Origin of the sequence: Bacteroides sp. AM54-2NS (assembly GCF_003602935.1) — a bacterium.
Classification (GTDB): domain Bacteria; phylum Bacteroidota; class Bacteroidia; order Bacteroidales; family Bacteroidaceae; genus Bacteroides; species Bacteroides xylanisolvens.
In genome coordinates, this window is record NZ_QTMZ01000003.1 from 46,654 (window position 1) to 64,152 (window position 17,499).

At 40.3% G+C, this 17,499-nt stretch carries 19 protein-coding genes and 1 pseudogene; 9 read left to right on the forward strand and 11 right to left on the reverse strand.

Features of this window, described 5'->3' with window-relative positions; genetic code table 11:
- Positions 1–112 precede the first annotated feature (112 nt).
- Entirely contained in the window at positions 113–1,450 is a 1,338-nt protein-coding gene (locus tag DXA05_RS02455) for a glucose-6-phosphate isomerase (RefSeq protein WP_128858714.1), read from the forward strand.
- Between the two features lie 179 nt (positions 1,451–1,629).
- Here DXA05_RS02455 and DXA05_RS02465 read toward each other — a convergent pair whose 3' ends face one another.
- Positions 1,630–2,136: a DUF5035 domain-containing protein gene (locus DXA05_RS02465; protein ID WP_004313491.1), complete on the reverse strand. Its 507-nt coding sequence runs from the start codon at positions 2,134–2,136 to the stop codon at positions 1,630–1,632.
- 247 nt (positions 2,137–2,383) lie between these two features.
- On the opposite strand from DXA05_RS02465, the gene DXA05_RS02470 reads away from it, so the two are divergent.
- The 3 genes and pseudogenes from DXA05_RS02470 to DXA05_RS02480 all read left to right on the forward strand — a co-directional run bounded on the left by DXA05_RS02470 (position 2,384) and on the right by DXA05_RS02480 (position 6,887).
- Positions 2,384–3,193, forward strand: coding sequence for a hypothetical protein (locus tag DXA05_RS02470; protein WP_009038804.1), 810 nt, complete (start codon positions 2,384–2,386; stop codon positions 3,191–3,193).
- A gap of 37 nt (positions 3,194–3,230) precedes the next feature.
- Positions 3,231–3,914, forward strand: coding sequence for an HAD family hydrolase (locus DXA05_RS02475; protein ID WP_004299374.1), 684 nt, complete (start codon positions 3,231–3,233; stop codon positions 3,912–3,914).
- Positions 3,915–4,035: 121 nt separating this feature from the next.
- Positions 4,036–6,887, forward strand: a pseudogene (locus DXA05_RS02480) (bifunctional fucokinase/fucose-1-phosphate guanylyltransferase).
- Between the two features lie 892 nt (positions 6,888–7,779).
- Here the strand turns inward: DXA05_RS02480 and DXA05_RS02485 are convergent.
- From DXA05_RS02485 to DXA05_RS26930, 9 genes are all read right to left on the reverse strand, one after another.
- A complete protein-coding gene (locus tag DXA05_RS02485; protein ID WP_128858715.1) occupies positions 7,780–7,965 on the reverse strand; it encodes a hypothetical protein in 186 nt (61 codons plus the stop codon).
- Between the two features lie 196 nt (positions 7,966–8,161).
- Entirely contained in the window at positions 8,162–8,599 is a 438-nt protein-coding gene (locus DXA05_RS02490; RefSeq protein ID WP_128858716.1) for a hypothetical protein, read from the reverse strand.
- A gap of 74 nt (positions 8,600–8,673) precedes the next feature.
- Positions 8,674–9,168 carry an N-acetylmuramoyl-L-alanine amidase gene (locus DXA05_RS02495; RefSeq protein ID WP_128858717.1) on the reverse strand — a complete coding sequence of 165 codons (495 nt, stop codon included), beginning with the start codon at positions 9,166–9,168 and terminating at the stop codon, positions 8,674–8,676.
- Entirely contained in the window at positions 9,165–9,623 is a 459-nt protein-coding gene (locus tag DXA05_RS02500) for a phage holin family protein (RefSeq protein WP_284515375.1), read from the reverse strand. The genes DXA05_RS02495 and DXA05_RS02500 overlap by 4 nt, the downstream gene beginning before the upstream one ends.
- 26 nt (positions 9,624–9,649) lie before the next feature.
- Entirely contained in the window at positions 9,650–9,916 is a 267-nt protein-coding gene (locus DXA05_RS02505; protein WP_128858719.1) for a hypothetical protein, read from the reverse strand.
- Entirely contained in the window at positions 9,913–10,236 is a 324-nt protein-coding gene (locus tag DXA05_RS02510; RefSeq protein WP_004303104.1) for a hypothetical protein, read from the reverse strand. The genes DXA05_RS02505 and DXA05_RS02510 overlap by 4 nt, the downstream gene beginning before the upstream one ends.
- A gap of 13 nt (positions 10,237–10,249) precedes the next feature.
- A complete protein-coding gene (locus tag DXA05_RS26925; RefSeq protein WP_284515376.1) occupies positions 10,250–10,840 on the reverse strand; it encodes a hypothetical protein in 591 nt (196 codons plus the stop codon).
- A gap of 199 nt (positions 10,841–11,039) precedes the next feature.
- A complete protein-coding gene (locus tag DXA05_RS02515) occupies positions 11,040–13,853 on the reverse strand; it encodes a hypothetical protein (protein ID WP_284515377.1) in 2,814 nt (937 codons plus the stop codon).
- Positions 13,838–14,188: a hypothetical protein gene (locus tag DXA05_RS26930; RefSeq protein ID WP_284515378.1), complete on the reverse strand. Its 351-nt coding sequence runs from the start codon at positions 14,186–14,188 to the stop codon at positions 13,838–13,840. Before DXA05_RS26930 ends, DXA05_RS02515 begins: the two co-directional genes overlap by 16 nt.
- A gap of 206 nt (positions 14,189–14,394) precedes the next feature.
- Between DXA05_RS26930 and DXA05_RS02520 the strand changes: the two genes are divergently transcribed.
- From DXA05_RS02520 to DXA05_RS02540, 5 genes are all read left to right on the forward strand, one after another.
- Entirely contained in the window at positions 14,395–14,721 is a 327-nt protein-coding gene (locus DXA05_RS02520) for a hypothetical protein (RefSeq protein ID WP_128858720.1), read from the forward strand.
- A 25-nt stretch (positions 14,722–14,746) separates the two neighbouring features.
- Complete coding sequence (locus tag DXA05_RS02525; RefSeq protein ID WP_284515379.1) at positions 14,747–15,145, forward strand: hypothetical protein; 399 nt, start codon at positions 14,747–14,749, stop codon at positions 15,143–15,145.
- A gap of 49 nt (positions 15,146–15,194) precedes the next feature.
- On the forward strand, positions 15,195–15,581 hold the full coding sequence (locus DXA05_RS02530) for a hypothetical protein (RefSeq protein ID WP_128858721.1): 387 nt from the start codon (positions 15,195–15,197) through the stop codon (positions 15,579–15,581).
- Between the two features lie 24 nt (positions 15,582–15,605).
- A complete protein-coding gene (locus DXA05_RS02535; protein ID WP_128858722.1) occupies positions 15,606–16,001 on the forward strand; it encodes a hypothetical protein in 396 nt (131 codons plus the stop codon).
- Positions 16,002–16,456: 455 nt separating this feature from the next.
- Positions 16,457–16,987: a DUF4376 domain-containing protein gene (locus DXA05_RS02540; protein ID WP_128858723.1), complete on the forward strand. Its 531-nt coding sequence runs from the start codon at positions 16,457–16,459 to the stop codon at positions 16,985–16,987.
- Here the strand turns inward: DXA05_RS02540 and DXA05_RS02545 are convergent.
- On the reverse strand, positions 16,957–17,487 hold the full coding sequence (locus DXA05_RS02545; RefSeq protein ID WP_128858724.1) for a DUF4376 domain-containing protein: 531 nt from the start codon (positions 17,485–17,487) through the stop codon (positions 16,957–16,959). The genes DXA05_RS02540 and DXA05_RS02545 overlap by 31 nt on opposite strands.
- Between the last annotated feature and the right edge of the window lie 12 nt (positions 17,488–17,499).

Below are 17,499 nucleotides of genomic sequence, written 5' to 3' on the forward strand. Positions count from 1 at the left end.
AAATATTAAGTATTAAGTATTAGGCACTTAAGTATTACCCGCAGGTACTCATACTTGACAATCCATACTTGATGACTAATACTTAATACTTAAAACTTAATACTTAAAATATATGATTAGTTTAAACATTGAAAAAACATTTGGATTCATCTCCAAAGAAAAGGTTTTTGCTTACGAAGCTGAAGTAAAAGCCGCACAGGAAATGCTTGAAAAAGGTACAGGCAAAGGTAACGACTTTTTAGGATGGTTGCATTTGCCTTCTTCTATCACTAAAGAACACCTGGCCGACCTGAACGCTACTGCAAAAGTATTAAGAGACAATTGTGAAGTAGTAATCGTAGCCGGTATCGGTGGTAGCTATCTGGGTGCCCGTGCCGTCATCGAAGCTTTGTCTAACAGCTTCACTTGGTTGCAGGAAAAGAAAACAGCTCCTGTCATGATCTATGCAGGACACAATATCAGCGAAGATTATCTGTACGAACTGACTGAATATCTGAAAGACAAGAAATTCGGTGTCATCAATATCTCCAAATCAGGAACTACAACTGAAACAGCGCTTGCTTTCCGTTTGCTGAAGAAGCAATGTGAAGATCAGCGCGGCAAAGAAACTGCAAAGAAAGTAATCGTTGCCGTGACGGATGCCAAGAAAGGTGCTGCCCGTGTAACAGCCGACAAAGAAGGATACAAAACATTCATCATCCCCGATAACGTAGGCGGACGTTTCTCTGTCCTGACTCCGGTTGGTTTGCTGCCAATCGCAGTGGCGGGATTCGATATCGACAAACTGGTTGCCGGTGCTGCCGACATGGAAAAAGTATGCGGTTCGGACGTTGCATTTGCTGAAAACCCTGCTGCTATCTACGCTGCTACCCGCAACGAGTTGTACAGAAACGGTAAGAAGATCGAAATCCTCGTTAACTTCTGCCCGAAACTGCACTATGTAAGCGAATGGTGGAAACAGCTTTACGGAGAATCTGAAGGAAAAGACAATAAAGGTATCTTCCCTGCATCGGTAGATTTCTCAACAGACCTCCACTCTATGGGTCAATGGATTCAGGAAGGCGAACGTTCTATCTTTGAAACGGTGATTTCAGTAGAGAAGGTTAACCACAAACTGGAAGTTCCTTCTGATGAAGCAAATCTGGACGGCTTGAATTTCTTAGCCGGCAAACGTGTGGATGAAGTAAACAAGATGGCCGAATTGGGAACACAGTTGGCTCATGTAGACGGTGGTGTACCTAATATGCGTATCGTACTTCCGGAATTGAACGAATACAACATCGGTGGCCTGTTCTATTTCTTCGAAAAGGCTTGCGGTATCAGCGGTTACTTGCTGGGCGTGAATCCATTCAACCAACCGGGTGTGGAAGCATACAAGAAAAATATGTTTGCCTTGCTTGACAAACCGGGTTATGAAGAAGAATCTAAAGCAATCCGTGCAAAACTGTAATCAAGAACGTTTTTATAAACGGTGAACTATAAACAATGAACGGTGAACAACTATGCTATATGCATAGATTTGTTCACCGTTCATTATTCATTGAAATCCAAAATGGAGACATTCCTAAATGTCCCTATTTAGTTACAATTTACCGACTTACTTTGCTAGTTGCTACCACTCGTCAATTTTCACTTATCATCCTCCGCTTTCGTCTTCAAACCGATTTCTTCCTGTGCTCCTTCACATTCGGCTTTGGAAGAAAGATAGAACTCTAATTTTACATCGCCGTTCTTATCTACTTGTTTGATGGTTGCAATCACCATAATTTTAGCTTTTGACACACCATCCTTAAAACGAAGCTGCCCCTTTTCCACATCTGTCAGATTTCCCTCTGTAGATACTTCTGTTTTCTCAAAGATGAGTTTAGTATCCACTTCATCATCATTCTGAAGTCTAAAGGTTTTCAGTTCAGCTCCATTTCCATCCAAAAGCAGAAGAGCTTTCACTTCGTCCCCCACCTTCAAGGCCGGCAATTCGTCCCTCTGATTCGCATAGTCTTTTTCACCGGAACCGGAACTTTCATCCTCCGATTCAACCTTTGCATAAAGCTTTTCTATCTTGATAACAGGACTTTCCCCACTATCAGAGCAGGCGCCTAAAAACAATGGTAGCAACAATAATACTCTCTTTTTCATGCTATCGTCGAGTTTATAACGTTACAAAAATACACATATTCTTCTAAACAACAAATAATTATACAAGTAATACACCGCAATTCAGTAGTGCCGAACAGTCTATGCGACAAGAGTTGGCAGTACATACCACATGGCAAGTAATCACTAAACTATCTCCCCGTTCTAACTTATCTCTCGTTTTTTATCGTTATCTTTGCCTCGTATACAACTGTAGATTAAGCGAATCAAACTAAAAAGAACAAATAAAATGACAGGAAATTTATTAAAGAAATCCAGTGGATTCATATTATTATGTAGCATATCATTGCTAATGCTCGTAATGACCGGTTGCCAGGAAGCCAAACTCAAGACAGTGATCGGAGTAGCCAACAAACAGTGTCCGATAGACATGGGAGCAGTCGGCACGATCACCAGCATCATCTACGACGGGAATAACGTAGTGTACACGCTGAACATGAACGAAGAGATTACCAATATAAAGATATTGAAAGACAATCCGGAAAGCATGAAATCATCTATCACAATGATGTTTCAAAATCCGGCAGCAGATGTAAAAGAGATGCTCAAGTTGATGGCAAAATGTAATTCTGGATTACACATGATATTTGTAGGGAATAAGTCGGGCGAACAAGCGGTTTGCGAACTTACCGCCGAAGAACTGAAAGAAGTGATTAATACAAATGCCGACCCGGCACAAAGCGGACAAACAAAGCTTGAAGCACAACTGAAAATGGCGAACCTGCAATTCCCGATGCAAGCCAGCGAAGAAGTCATTGTCGAAAAAATCGAGGTCATAGGCGAATCGGTTGTTTATATATGCAGTGTGGACGAAGAATTGTGTCCCATCAGCCAGATTGAAGAAAACGCAGCAGAAGTGAAAGAGGGTATTGTATCAACACTGGCAAGTCAGACCGATCCCGCCACCCAGATATTCATCAAAACCTGCATAGATAACAATAAAAGCATAGCTTACAGATATATCGGCAAGGAATCCGGTCAGCAATACGATGTGATTATTCCTCTGTCTGATCTAAAGAAAATGCTTATAGAAAAATAAAATATCATCTTAAAAAGATTCTGCAACGTACCAAAGTATGAAAAAGAAACTGAAAGCCGTCCTGTTTGACATGGACGGCGTACTTTTTGACTCTATGCCCTATCATTCGGAAGCCTGGCATACAGTAATGAAATCTCACGGACTCACTCTTAGTCGCGAAGAAGCATATATGCACGAAGGACGGACAGGAGCCTCCACTATTAATATTGTTTTCCAACGTGAACTGGGCAGAGAAGCTACCCAAGAAGAAATAGAAAGTATCTATCAGGAGAAAAGTGTTTTGTTCAATTCGTATCCCGAAGCAAAACGTATGCCCGGTGCATGGGAGTTGCTACAAAAAGTAAAAAAGGATGGACTGATTCCGATGGTGGTCACTGGTTCCGGCCAACTATCCCTGCTCGAACGGTTGGAGCACAACTATCCGGGAATGTTTCGTAAAGAATTGATGGTTACAGCGTTCGATGTAAAATATGGTAAGCCCAATCCCGAACCGTATCTGATGGCATTGAAAAAAGGCGGACTTAAAGCTGATGAAGCCATCGTAGTAGAAAACGCTCCGTTAGGAGTGGAAGCCGGACACAATGCGGGTATCTTTACAATAGCTGTAAATACAGGTCCTTTGGACGGACAAGTATTGCTGGATGCCGGAGCCGATCTGCTACTGCCATCCATGCAAGCACTAAGCGACCATTGGGATACGCTGTTTGAAAAGAACACCTAAAAGCTGAAAAGATAATTTATTCTTCAAAACAGGAGAAAAACATTGAAAAGAAGGAATATAAATCGTATTTTTACAGGAGTTTAATTCACTTAGATTCCATCTAGCCAACGCAGATTCTACTATGCAAAAGTTATTATCCTTACCACCCAATTTGATCCATTGCTTCCACGAACTGGAAGAAGTCAACCATACCGATTGGTTTTGTACATCAGACCCCATTGGGAGCAAACTAGGCTCCGGCGGCGGAACGACATGGTTATTGCAGGCCTGCCATCAGGCATTCGCGCCACAAGAATCTTTCAGCAATTGGATAGGAGATGAAAAAAGAATATTGCTCCATGCAGGCGGACAAAGCCGTCGCCTGCCCAGCTACGGACCTTCCGGCAAAATATTGACTCCGATCCCGATCTTCAGTTGGGAAAGAGGACAAAAACTCGGACAGAATCTATTATCATTGCAGCTCCCGCTCTATGAAAGGATTATGAATCAGGCTCCGGCCGGTCTGAATACGCTGATCGCAAGCGGAGATGTATATATCCGTTCGGAAAAGCCACTCCAGGATATTCCGAATGCAGACGTAGTGTGCTACGGCTTATGGGTAAATCCTTCCTTGGCAACCCATCATGGCGTATTTGTTTCCGACCGGAAAAAGCCGGAGGTTCTCGACTTCATGTTACAGAAACCTTCTCTTGAAGAGTTAGAAGGATTATCGAAAACTCATCTTTTCCTGATGGACATCGGTATCTGGATTTTGAGTGACCGCGCCATCGAAGTATTGATGAAACGGTCATTAAAAGAAGGAACCAATGATATTAATTATTATGACTTATACTCAGACTACGGCTTGGCTTTGGGAGAGCATCCCAAAACGGAAGATGAAGAAATCAATCAGTTATCCGTAGCCATATTGCCTTTGCCCGGTGGAGAATTCTATCATTATGGCACAAGCCATGAACTGATTTCTTCTACTTTAGCCATACAAGACAAGGTACGCGATCAAAGAAGGATCATGCACCGGAAAGTAAAACCGAATCCGGCTATCTTTATCCAGAACTCTATCACACAAGTTTCTCTTTCTGCAGACAATGCCAACTTATGGATTGAGAATAGTCATGTGGGAAAAGGCTGGAAACTGGGTTCCCGCCAAATAATAACAGGAGTTCCCGAAAACCAATGGAACATCAACCTGCCGGATGGAGTCTGCATCGACATTATCCCTATCGGCGACAATGACTTTGTTGCACGTCCGTATGGATTGGATGATGTGTTCAAAGGAGCGTTAGACAAATCAACGACTACCTATCTTAATATCCCTTTCACCCGCTGGATGGAAGAAAGAGGAATTACCTGGGAGGATATAAAAGGACGCACCGATGATTTACAATCAGCATCTATCTTCCCCAAAGTAACTTCTGTTGAAAATTTAGGCATATTAGTGCGCTGGATGACATCGGAACCCCAACTGGAAGAAGGGAAAAAACGTTGGCTCAAAGCAGAGAAAGTTTCTGCCGACGAAATCTCGGCAGGCGCCAACCTCAAGCGTCTTTATGAACAGCGCAACGCTTTCCGTAAAGAGAACTGGAAAGGACTGGCGGCTAATTATGAAAAAAGCGTATTCTATCAACTTAACTTACTGGATGCCGCAAACGAATTTGTACGTTTCAACCTGGATACTCCCGATGTCCTGCAAGAAGATGCCGCACCCATGCTACGGATACACAACCGGATGCTTCGTGCACGCATCATGAAACTACGTGAAGACAAAGATTGCGCAAAAGAAGAACAGGCAGCCTTCCAACTGCTTCGTGACGGTTTATTAGGAGTGATGAACGAACGTAAAAGTCATCCCACACTCAACGTTTATTCCGATCAGATTGTATGGAGCCGCAGCCCTGTACGCATTGATGTGGCAGGAGGATGGACGGACACCCCTCCCTACTCTCTTTATTCAGGAGGAAGCGTTGTCAATCTTGCCATCGAACTGAACGGCCAACCGCCGCTGCAAGTATACGTTAAACCCTGCAAAGAATATCATATTACCCTTCGCTCCATTGATATGGGCGCAATGGAAGTGATACGAAATTACGAGGAACTGCAAGATTACAAAAAAGTGGGTTCTCCATTTTCCATCCCCAAAGCCGCCCTTACGTTGGCAGGTTTCGCGCCGGCATTCTCAACAGAATCCTATCCTTCTTTAGCCAAACAGCTGGAAGCCTTCGGTTCGGGAATCGAAATTACCCTGTTGGCTGCTATTCCTGCTGGCTCGGGGTTAGGTACCAGTTCCATTCTGGCCTCCACCGTGCTCGGAGCAATCAATGATTTCTGCGGACTGGCTTGGGATAAGAATGATATATGCAGTTACACATTAATATTGGAACAACTACTGACCACAGGAGGAGGTTGGCAGGATCAATATGGCGGTGTGTTTTCCGGCATTAAACTACTACAATCCGAAGCAGGTTTCGAACAGCATCCATTAGTGCGCTGGTTGCCCGATCAACTCTTTGTTCATCCTGACTACCGCGACTGCCATCTGTTATATTATACAGGAATTACCCGTACTGCCAAAAGTATTCTGGCGGAAATTGTCAGTTCCATGTTCCTCAATTCCGGTCCACATCTAAGTTTGCTAGCCGAGATGAAAGCCCATGCAATGGATATGAGTGAAGCTATCCTGCGCAGCAACTTCGATAGTTTCGGTCGATTGGTCGGCAAAACTGGATACAAAACCAGGCATTAGATTGCGGAACCAATCCGCCGGCAGTAGCAGCCATTATTGAGAAAATCAAGGATTATACCCTAGGATACAAACTCCCCGGAGCAGGTGGTGGCGGTTATTTATATATGGTAGCCAAAGGCCCTCAAGCAGCCGGACAAATCCGACGGATATTGACAGAACAAGCTCCCAACCCACGCGCTCGTTTTGTAGAAATGACGCTTTCTGACAAGGGACTTCAGGTTTCAAGAAGCTAAAGAAGAGGCATTGCCAGACTACCGGTCAATCTCATTCAGAACCACAAAAAACAAGCTTGGACAGATTCAAACGAAATGTCCAAGCTTCAATTTTTCAATGCCATAATGATCTGTTTTACATGTTGAGACTTGAAATAACTGTAAAGTAAATCATAATAATGATAAAACCAATAGCTCCGATAATCAGCGCCACACTAGCCCATTTCTTTTTTCTAGCTTCTTCCATTCTAATTTATATTTATGGGATTAATATAATTTATCGTCAGATATCTACTTCCGGAAAGCTATAAATACACTATATCAACATCATTTTTTTTACTTCTTCATCGTTACAAAGTTAGCATTTTCTATGAGATTCCAATCATCTAAAACAACTTTTCATTCTCTTTAGACTAAATTATGCAACTACGGATAATAATATGGAACACAAGATTTTATCTATTACTGCTTTTATATCATGTGAAAGTTGTACATTTGCATAAGCGACAATTCTGGTTGAACAAGGAAAAAAATCAAAATACAAGAGGTCATGACTAAAAAGGATGCTATAAAAATATTCGAAGATAAAAAGCTCTGTGCTGTAACATCATATACCATACATGGGCTGAAAATACAATAATAAAAAGCCGTACTCTCTGCAAGTACGGCTTTAAAGTACACCCGAAGGGAATCGAACCCTTATCTGAGGTACCGGAATCTCACATCAAATACAGCTATATCTACGATGAATAAATGGATTAACATATTATTAACACCATCTTTGTAGAACAATAGTAGAACATTTGCAACTTTAATGAAAAACCGTCCGAAATTCACATCCCAGACGGCTCATTTAACGCAACACTGATTATGACGTCAGTGTTGGTGCAAAGATAGAAATTACCCCAACAATCTACAAATTATTATCTTTCTTTAAAATCTGACCTATAAAATCCATAGGAGACAGAATTTCAGGAAATTTCAAATAGTTACCAATAAAGGTCTGCGTCTCGTCAAATTTACTATGTACATACTTTAATGCTTTTCCGCCTGCCCGAAGTCTTTCATTTAATACTCGGTCGGCATTATTCCTCTTCATTATTTTGCAAGTTTACCGTTAGTAACTATATTTGTAGTCTCTAACCTTCCTACACAAAACGCAAATGCGCTACCGTCATGGCAGAGGACTTTTAGCCCCCAGTCATGTGGCGGTAGCGCATGTTGCGTTAGTAGGTAGGTTAGAGCACTTTACTAACGGCTGGGGGCTTTTTCTTTCACCCCCCCGGAAGGTCTGGTTATTTATCTTTCTTCTTTTTCCTCTTGTACACTAACCAGGCAATAATACAAGATATAATAAGCAGAGCACTTCCCACTCCGGCCCATCCAATTTGTTTTAATATGGTTGATTCGTCTTTTTGTTTACTAGCTTCCAGATGAACGTTTTCCTGTTGTCGGGAAGACGTTGATTCATTGGAAACTGAATTATTAGTTTGTTCCACATTCTCCTGCTTATGAAACTCTGATTCTTTCTTTGCCCCTACCCATTTCTCCGATTTTATTGGTGGCTTACCGGTGACTGGGTCAACAGGTTTATCGGTATCATAATTCACTTCATAGGATTCAACCGATTCAGTAGCTTTGCCTGCTTCGATTATTTCTACTTGCTTATCGGAAGAAGTAGAATCTTTCTTATGGCTTACAACTGCAAGATCGGTAGAAATATCCTGCTTCATGTTCGAGTGGTGACTGCCACAGGATATGAAACATATTGCTGACGTCAGCAATATGATAGTATAAACTAGCCGCCTCATGGTCGGACAACTATATTACGCAAGAAATTAGAAAACTCGGAACGAACATCAAAACAGGGGCACGCCTTGATATATTCAGCCGGTTCAACTTCACCGGACCCGTCCAGATCGGGCGAAGTGTCACGATGTCCGAGAACCTCGATTATCTCATATTCTTTGCAGAGTTTAGCAACCAACTCGCGCAAAGCCACTTTTTGGGCGATCGTTCTTGTGTCTGCGGGCTTTCCGTTTGCATCCAAACCACCTATGTAGCAAATGCCGATAGAGTGTCTGTTATACGAAGATTCCGAGAAACCTTTAGTGTTACAATGTGCACCGTCGATGGAAAGCGGGCGACCATTCTCTATCATTCCGTCAAGGTCAATGACGAAGTTATAACCTATTTGGTTGAATCCCCTTTCCCGGTGCATCCGATCAATGTCTTTAGCTCTCAAATCCTGTCCGGCTTTTGTAGCCGAACAATGAATGATAATAGCATCAATTTCCTTCATTTTGCACCTCCTTTTTGTAAGTAGTTCGTTAAGTAAGGGATATTCTTTATAAACTCGACACTTAGCACATAATGCAAGAAGGCTACTACCTTATAACCATTGCTAGAGTTAGGTAAAATCTCTTTGATATTCCTTAGAATATTTACCCCGTAAAAATAGAATACGCTATACGTAATAAATGAGACACATTGCAGAGCACCTTCCGGATTTCCTTTATGCTCACCTATAAAATAGATACAACTAACCAAGGCAAAGAAAATGGTCGCTTCTACAATGCACCTCCAAGCCTTTTTAAAAGAAAAGCTTTCATGATTGATAAGGAGCGCAGTAAGCAGCCCACAAATGAAATTGAGGGCAAATACAGCAATAAGACTTTTGATCTCCCCAGAAATAGGATTGAGATAAGCAGCTATGCCGGTAACCAATCCAATAAGTAAGTTTTTAAAATACTCCATAATCATTTATCTAAAATATTAATACTTTATTTCAATACCTCACCACAATCATCGATAGCTGTCTGAAATACCTTTTTCACTTCTTCAGAAGTCATCCCGTGATCCTCATGTAGCGAGAAACCAGTTACTCCATTTCGCGAAGTATTGAAGAAACCTACTGTGGCTTCATCTCTGACAATCTCGGCAGTAATATCTTTCACCGCTTCGGTGCCACGGGTTGACATTCTATACTTGATACTTACACTTTCTGTAACTTTAGTTACAGCGGTGCTGTTAGTTGCTGTAATGTTCATTCTTTGTTTCCTCCTTCTATTAAATCATAAATTTGTCCGTATGCACCAGATACAAAGAAGTCTGCACAAATTTCCTTCAATAAGGTAGCATCTTCTGTCTCTATATCAAGCACGCCACGATTGTTAATAATCTGTTGTAACATCTTATACGCACGCAATTTTTTCGACATATCTAAACCCTGTTGAGGGTTAGAACCTGCTGCATACAATGCCTCTGAAACCATATCACGTAGATATTGCTTTACCTCTTTACCGTTGACTACTTTAATAGCTTCATTGCCTTTAAAATCGAGTAAAGGCCTGTTTAAATTGATTTTCATAATTGTTTATATATTAAGCGATTGATACCAATAACCCTTTTCTGAATTTCATATTACTACCAAAATCGAAATCAATACCTTGGTAATAGTTAATCCCACCATTTCCATCCCTAGATGTAATACAGCCAAAATTATCAGCTAAGCACAACTCACTTGACAATGTTCCTTTCACGTAGACACCTCCATCAAAGAAGCCGGCATACGTTGTATTTGCCTGTGGATAGCTTCTATCTGATGCATTTAGATTCCTGGAGGCATAAATACAAGCTCCACCAGAGTTTGAACCGATAGCAGCGACCCCAAAACGCCCATCTGTTTCTGCATTGAAAGTGACATTAACAACTCCTTCTTTTGATGTTCCGGAGCCTAATTTCAAACTGCGAGATGTTCCACCGAAGTACCCTGAACGTGTCCAAACAAGACGGCCACTCTCAATAGTAAAGCCACCAATAAAACCTACTTCTGCATCAATTCTACGGACTTTTATCAAGTCAGTATTTAGGTAACCGCCCACCACAATGGTAGTGCCTAACTTCGCATATTCAACCGCATCCTCAAATGCCAACTTACCCAATCCGTCACGATCAATCTTAGAATTAATCATTGTCTGCAGATCACTATGAAGTGCGGTGATTGTAACAGCACCTTCAAGGTTAATTTTAGATGAATGAATCGTAGTCTCTCCGGCCGCCTGGTTGATATAAGATATAAGCGTATTACCGTTTTCCAGCTCTTTAGAAGCATATATCTTATTACCGTCAGCTGTGGTAATCCATCCGGCTGTGTCTATCCTCTGCGTTAAGCTATCGACGTGTCACCTGTGCAGATATTTGAGTATTGAGTACTTTCAATTCAGCGAAGCATTGATCTGAATAGTCCTTCAACTTATCCTGAATAGTTCTATTTGCAGCTTCTACAGCTGTATTAAAACTAGCCAAAGCTGAATTAAAGAGGGCGAACTTATCATCTACATTCTGCTTTTCCTCAACAGTCGTCTGCCCGTCATTGATAGCCACATTAATTGCAGCAATAAGATTATCAATAGCACCGGATAATGAAACCTTTGCATTCAGTAAAGCCGTTTTCGCCTCACCTTCCAGATATGGATTAACAAACAGCTTGTTATAGGTTGCTTCAACGGCAGCTTTCGTATTCCTAACGGAATTCAGATATTTTTCAATAGCTAAAGCCTCTGCTTCTGATATGATTCCGTCCGCAAATGCTCCATCCACGTAGGTATACAAATTACCAACGGCACTATTCGCCTGTTCTGCCGCCTTAGCTGCATCTGCCGCATCTTGTAAGGCTTGCAACGCCTCTTTCATAGCAGCATCCGAGAACTCCTTTAGCTTATCCTGAATAGCTCTATTTGCAGCTTCTACAGCTGTATTAAAATCAGCATAGGCACTATTGAAATAGACGAAATACACATCAACGTTTTGCTTTTCTTCTGGTGTTGTAAGTCCGTCGTCAATAGCTGTATTAATTGCATTTATCAGGTCTGAAATACATCCTATAAGGGTAACCTTAGCATTTAATAAACCTGTTTTGGCAGACCCGGATAAATACACATTAGTGTATAGTTTGTTATAAGTAGCTTCAACGGTAGCTTTAGCATTATTAATCGTATTGATATACTTTTCAATAGCTTTCGCTTCGGCCTCCGTAATAATACCATCCGCAAACGCCCCATCTACATAGTCATGTAAGCCACCAACTGCATTATTTGCCTGTTCTGCTGCTTTGCCAGCATCTTCAATTTCTTTGTGTACTGCTTCCCATTCTGACAGATTTTCCAAACCGGATGAACCTGCTTTAATTTGAATATTTCCCCCTATCTCACCTTTTACTAAATTGAAATATGTTTCCCCATCCGGAGAAATTATTTGTTCAGTAGTCACCCGCCCTGGCAGAATCTCCGTAAATCCGTACAACTCAACAAAACTGCGATCACCTTCATACTCGCTGTTGAGGACACCGACTAGGAAGTGATAATATCCTGCTATGCCCTCCATCTTAATAGCCGTTTCGCTTAGAAGAAATGTACCAGTTTGATTCTCTTTGCTGCATACAGCATATAGATAATATTTCTTTTCAGGATGAATGAGTACCGGAGAATCATAGTTAGTCATATCCCAGTACCTATACTCTTGTGGCTTGTGGGAAGATGAAAGTATGTCAATATCCAACGTCATGTGTTGAAGAATACCTGCCGGAGCATTTAGTACTCTTGTGCTAACATTATAAGTAATATTGTGGGATAGTTGTGCCGGATTCGTCTTATTATTAACGAAACGGAACTGCAGGCTCTCATCCCCTACAAGCAATTGCATTGTGCGAACTGTAATAGGGTCTATAGAAGAAGAGAAATTTAGAAAAGCATCCTCAAGCATAGCCATCGTTTCCTTTGCGTCGCGAAACCGCCTCTTTGTAAATTGTAGTGCATCCTTATGCTTTTCAATAACAGTCACCTCGTTTGTCTCAATCTTATTCAATTCATCAGATACAGATGCACCTACAGGCTCATTAGAAAGCTCAATTTCGGGACTATATGGATTATTCACATACCTCTTGACACTTATCATACGAATCAAAGTACCTTCTGGGTGAAACTGTACATCGGAAAAATCTACAAAACCGCCTAATTTGATTTTACCACCAATTTGCAACCAACGCTTCTTTGCCCAAATGCCGTCTAACGTGCCGGTAAATGTAAACTTCTTATCTTCATGTTCAAAGAGGTATTTTGCAGCTTCTTTGAATACTTCCCAACTAGCACCAGTCTGCGTAGAATTGTCACAGATATAGGCTTCCGGTAACTGTATACCGAAAACAGCATAAGTATCCCCTTCTTTCGGTCGAAATAAATTGCTTTCTGGCATTGTCATTCCATCAAGTTCTTGCGGAACTATTTCAAAACGACGTGCCGCTTTCTTATCCTTTGTCTCATGAATATATTTCACTTCAAATTCCTTGCCTGTGAGCATGCCTGTTTGGAAGACAACAGTCATGCTCTCACCTGCTATCAAACAGTCCTCAAAGTTTAGTGATTCAGGAATATCTTCGTCTACAAAATCGTAGAAATTCTTCTCTTTATCGACTTCAATAACAGCACCGACAGTACCGATACGCGAGGGATAGATTTCAGTACAATCAAGACTTTCCTCTTTACCAGTAGTAAGTCTATCCATACGCATAACACAGGAGCCATCCACATCAGTTTTATAAACCCTACCTTCATAAACAAGGGTCTTATCCTTTGGCAGCAATAGATTCTTTGCTCCGTACGTAGAATAGTCAATATTCCGATCTGTCGTGTCAACCAGAATAATTTCGGGCGGTATCTCCCCAAACTGTCGCCCTACTCCTACTTTAAATCCATGCCCTTTCCCGTATGACAGTTTCAAAGGATTCTCTTTGTTATATTCTACTTTCCGAAGATGAACGGTCTTTATATTATTTTCCTCGGTAATTTCCCACTCTGTTTCGTACATATCCGCAAGCTGGTTCAAAGCATCACGAATGTACGTATGACTATAATTGATAACTTTCTCTGTACCTTCGATGCAATCACCAATTTTCCAGCCAATACCACGACGATTTAGATTCTCAACCAATAACCGAGGTGCTCATTTGGTTTAGCAGTATATGGGAATTTGATACGCCTATCAAGAGTATTACGCACTTTCCACAACATCGTATCAGATATTCCTGTTTCAAGAGTTAAAGTGTACTCAAAGTTACGCTCTCCGTTTTTCTTGAAGTTACTATCTTTCTTGAGAGAATAACGTTTTCCGTAAAAGTCACAGTAGGAACCAACCGGAATTTCAAGATATCCGGAATAATCGAAATATAAAGTTAATGAGCAATCTTCCATGATCGCTTCATAAGAGTAGCTTTCATCTTTTACTTCGAGCTTTATTTCTTCTGAACCATTATATAAAGTAATCATATCTATTATAAGCTATCAATCAATGAAATATGTTCGGCTCAAAGATAATAAATATGCGTTTATCAAACACATATACAAAGATAAAAAAATAGAAAATAAAGAATTAGAACAATATAAGTCAGTAACCAAATAAAGTTTAAATAGCCTCCTCTTACTCCATTCAAAGCCTGTTTTTATACCTAAGTTCTCTCGGGACGAACGCTGCATTGAAAGATTTTTCCAATGTTACAACAAAAAGCCTGTCCCAAAACGGGTACTATAAGTTACCTGATGGGCTAATAATTCAATGGGGATATAGCGGTGGGTATTCATCCGCTACTAATTTTTATTTTCCTACGGCTTTTAAAGACACCAGTTATTCAATGTCAATGTGTGCAGAATATGGCAATATTGCTGAATCCGTAGTTTTGTGCCCTTATGTCAATACTAAAACTACTACTTATTTCAAAGGTGGTGTAACATATACAAATGGCAACACTGTATTGCCTAGTGTTTGGAAATTCTTTTGGATAGCAATTGGCCGTTGGAAATAGAAAATATTATAACACTGATTTGATAATGAATAGCTTTGGTAGCAAAATAGTACTTCTTTTGACTGTGATATTTACGCAAAGTTCTCTCGGAACAAAATCTGCGCAAATTAGCTCGCAAAATCTAGGACAAAACGGCTATCGCAAATACGAAGATGGATTACTAATTCAATGGGGAAAGGTTTCAGGTTCTTCAATCACGAGTTATGCCATAATTATGCCTGCAACTTTTTATGATAAATTCTATAAGATATTTGCGACTGTTTACAAGCCTTCATCTGACAGTAGTGTTTATTCCGCATCACCTATCGATGATTCAACTAAGACAGTTAGTCGATTTTATATTAATAGAAATTACGCCTCTGGAGGAACCACTGGGTTGTCACAAGAAACTTTTGACTGGATGGCTATTGGGCGTTGGAAATGATACAATAAATTACAACATGAAAATAATAATGAGTGGGTTTAGTAGAAAATTGGTACTACTTTTAGTGACCATAATTTGGCAAAGTTCTCTCGGGACGAACGCTGCATTGAAAGATTTTTCCAATGTTACGACAAAAAGCCTCGGACAGAATGGGTATTATAAACTGCCGGATGGGATGTTGTTTCAATGGGGAATAGGTGGAAAGACAGGAGATGTTAAAACTGTGTATCTCCCTCTTTCTTTCTACGATACGAATTACAATGTAATAGCATGTTCTGGATTCGATCTCATTTCTGAAATTTTGGTTTCAGCTGTAATGATATACGCTCGCAATAAATCAAATTTCACTGTAGTGCAACGCCATGCAAGTAATGGTGGAGGAGTGTATACCACAGGCTACTCATTCTATTGGATTGCAATTGGTAGATGGAAATAGAAATTTTATAACATCAAAATAAAGATGAATAGCATTAGTAGAAAATTGGTACTACTTTTTGCCATAATATTTTGGCAAAGTTCTCTCGGAACAAAATCTGCGCAAATTAATGCGCAAAATTTAGGACAAAACGGCTATCGTAAATATGAAGACGGACTGCTTATACAATGGGGAGTTAATGTAACAGGGGTACAAGGTGAAAGAATCACCTATTTTTTACTCTCTTTTTCAGATACAAATTACAGCATAATTTTGTCAAGTGATCCTGGGGGAAAAAGTATAGCTAACAGTTTGGTTTCTCCACTATTAATATCTAAAGCAAGTTCTAACTTTAAAGCGTGTAATAGGTATTATGATAGTTATAGTTATGGATATGGAACATGGAACTTTTATTGGATAGCAATAGGAAAATGGAAGTAAATATTAGTAACATCAAATTGGATATGAGTAGATTTAGTAGAAAATTGGTACTACTTTTAGTGACCATAATTTGGCAAAGTTCTCTCGGGACTACGTATGCTTTAGCTGATCTATCGAACGCAACAAGCAAATCTTTTGGTTCTTCGTCAAGTTATATGAAATTTAATAATGGGCTATTGATTCAGTGGGGCACGAAAGCTGGAGCTATAGGATTCTCCTCATTATATTTGCCTATAAGTTTCCTCGATACAAACTATAGTGTACAACTAACAGGTGTATCGAGTTCAAAAGATGAGGTTATAGTATATTCCCCCACTGTGTATATAACTAAAACTGTATCTTCATTTCAATTTGCTACTAGATATATAGCGTCCGGAGGAGAAATAGCATGGACAGGCTGGCAGTTTACCTGGTTTGCGATTGGTCGCTGGAAATAACTTTAAAAAATAAGATATATGAAGTATTGGAAACAAGGATTCTACGACGAGCCAGTGGAAGGTTCGGTAGAAATTACAGATGAGTATTATCAGGAGTTGTTAGCTGGTCAATCAGGTGGATTGATAATAACAGAAAGTAGGAAAGGCTACCCTATTTTGGTAGAATATGAGTATGACATTGAAGAAGTGCGAAAAATGAAAATAACTGAAATACAGTCGTTTGACAAATCTGGCAATGTCAATTCTTTTAAATTACGAGCTAAAAGTATGTGGTTAGATAAGTCTACACGTGTTGGATTATTTAACTCAATTTCGATTGAAAAAGAAGCGGGTAAAACAGAAACGGTATTATGGTATGATGCGGTGAAATATGTCATTCCGATACCAGATGCGCTAGATGTGTTGAATACCCTTGAATTGTATGCACTAAACTGCTACAATGTTACACAATCGCACATTGCAGCAGTCAGAGCATTGCAGACTATTGAGGAAATCGAAAACTACGATTATACGATCGGTTATCCGGAAAAACTTAGCTTTCCGGGATAACTTGTACGGAAGTCGTATGTTTCTATTTCGTCTTTTGTCGTTAACTGTTGAATAGTCTTTGTATGCCTTTGTGTTGTGTCAAAACACGCAAGGGCGTACAATTCTAGCTGTTGTAACATATCAATAGCCTTTTCGACAGGCAAAACAAACAGAGTATCACCCAGCCAGATATTTGTTTCAGATCGTCCGGATGCCCTTTCGATTGCAATAGAGTTCATAAGGCCTACGCGAGTAGCTTTATCCCACCACCCATGCGTATTATCTATGCAGAACCGATTCACTTCTGCAGATGAATCGTACAATCGTAATTCATTGAGCTTTTGTGCTATAATTTCCTCGATTGAAGGTTCATGTACAGCTAAGATCGGATAACCTTTCTTGCTTTCCACTATAAGCAATCCGGCTGATTGACCAGCTAGTAACTGATTATAATACTCTTCTGTAATCTCTACCGAATCTTCCTGGTATTCGTCGTAGAATCCATTTTTCCAATACTTCATGATATTTGTTTT